Raw genomic sequence first — 1,918 nt, forward strand, 5'->3', positions numbered from 1 at the left:
TAGGCAAATCCAGCAGTGTAAAACATCGGATATACAGACTGATATGCTGCAGCAACCGTATAGCTGTTCACATGCCTTAAATAGCCTCTCAAATACCACGAGCATTCGTACGCTGTACTAAATAATTCCACCTGAGGAATACGAAACATCCTGTAATAATCCTATATACTTGAAGTTAAACTTTTCAGGATAACTGCAAGGAGCTCCATCGTCCACGCGTAGATTGTATCACAAAATTTTTGGTCTGTGTATAGTACTTGAAGAATTCAGCATGCCAGAATTTTGCGTGCGTGAGAAAATCTCTACAATGACTTTTGCTCAACAGAGAGTTTACTAGAGCTGTGCCGCTGGCACGTACAGAACTACAGTCACTTCAAAAGCAAGGTACAAAAACTTGCAAAACGATGTCGCATTCCATAAAAATGCAGGCATTTAAAGGACCTCCATCCAGAATGTCAAGATTATACAGACAATCCCCATTATAAACTGCAGCAACTTTTGCTTTATGTTCTGTACACAATTTCAAATGCAATGCGACTGGTACACTTGCTGTTCGAGAAGCCGTTTTCTTATCGTACTAGTATCAGTTAGAACACTTCCTGGCCTATGTTTGTTGCTTTTTGTATCATGTGAACTACAGTGAGCTGTATCCTCAATGTTTGAAAGCTCTCTAACATCCCATTCTCCACTACTTATCCTTTCTACAAGACTTCTCGGATATACATTGGGTATGCAGGCAGACAGAGGTGGTATGATAATGAGCGATAGTACAGGAAAGGCTACAGAAAGTCCTAAAGCTCCTACAACTAATGGTGCAATCAGTGCTCCTGCAATACCCGTTGCGATGCTGCTCAGCAATGAGTGAGCAGCACGCTCAGTAATGTAGGGAAGAAAACCATCTGTAGCGAATAAGGATGGCTCTTCAAAGCGTTTGCGCGTGCTAGGTGGGGTGAGGAAGTCCGATACCTTTGTGTATACAGTGCAGAGGAAAGAAGCTGCAGACTTGAATACTAAGTGCATATTTGCCAGCATTACGCACACTGTGTAGAATATAAGAGAAGCTGCGGGAATAAAAACTAAAGAGAATGCTGCTAGTGCTGCAAGAGCGATGTACGAAAGCGACAGAAGCACAGTCAAAACAGATAACAGTACAACTTTCTTGGAGAGCGAAATAGCAGAGTATAAGCCTCTCTTTAGTCTATTTTTAGCCTTAGCCAATGAAGGAGATTCGCTTGAGGCGGGGTCATCTTGATATTCCCCACCTCGTAATATGCGACGTACTGTATCGCTGTACAATGAAGTTACTTCCCCAAGCAGGAAGATAGTCTTTATGATGCAGTACTCACTTGGGGATCTGGTGGCGCACAATATCACTAATGACGAAAGCACCATCCTATTATACAGCTTGCGAGATAACTTTTTGCTTTTTCCTACAATAGACATCACGGATACCCAAAATTTGAACTAGTTTTCTTGATTGCAAGAAGAACCGTATTCTACATAAGGTAACTACAACAACTGCGCTAATGCAACAAGTAATTTCTTAACTACTCCACGTAACCAATGGAATTTCTCGTATGAAATAGTCTTAATTACGACTCATATCTGACATTTTACTATGTGTTCTAGTTTACGAATGAGATATTGCAGTACACTTTCCTTAAGATACGGATATTATACATTGTAGCATTTGTCCGTTCTAGTTACAGTTTTTTTCTGAATATATTAAGCAATATGCATATGTCTCAACTAGGCTGGTAGTGGCTGGCATGATAAAAATACTTATCTAAAATCAGCGTGTAGCAATATAAAATACGTAGATGCGATAACACCGGAGCGTGTTGTAGTCTGTGAGAATTTGGACTTTCTACTTAAAGTGCCGCAATTTACAGAAGGAGAAAAGACTCCTGCATTCAAA

At 40.4% G+C, this 1,918-nt stretch carries 1 protein-coding gene; it reads right to left on the reverse strand.

What is annotated here, in order from left to right; all coding sequences use genetic code 11:
- Positions 1-522: 522 nt before the first annotated feature.
- Positions 523-1,446: a hypothetical protein gene (locus KPX09_RS05145; RefSeq protein ID WP_249549285.1), complete on the reverse strand. Its 924-nt coding sequence runs from the start codon at positions 1,444-1,446 to the stop codon at positions 523-525.
- Positions 1,447-1,918: the final 472 nt, after the last annotated feature.

Source organism: Anaplasma phagocytophilum (assembly GCF_023476575.1).
GTDB lineage: Bacteria > Pseudomonadota > Alphaproteobacteria > Rickettsiales > Anaplasmataceae > Anaplasma > Anaplasma phagocytophilum_A.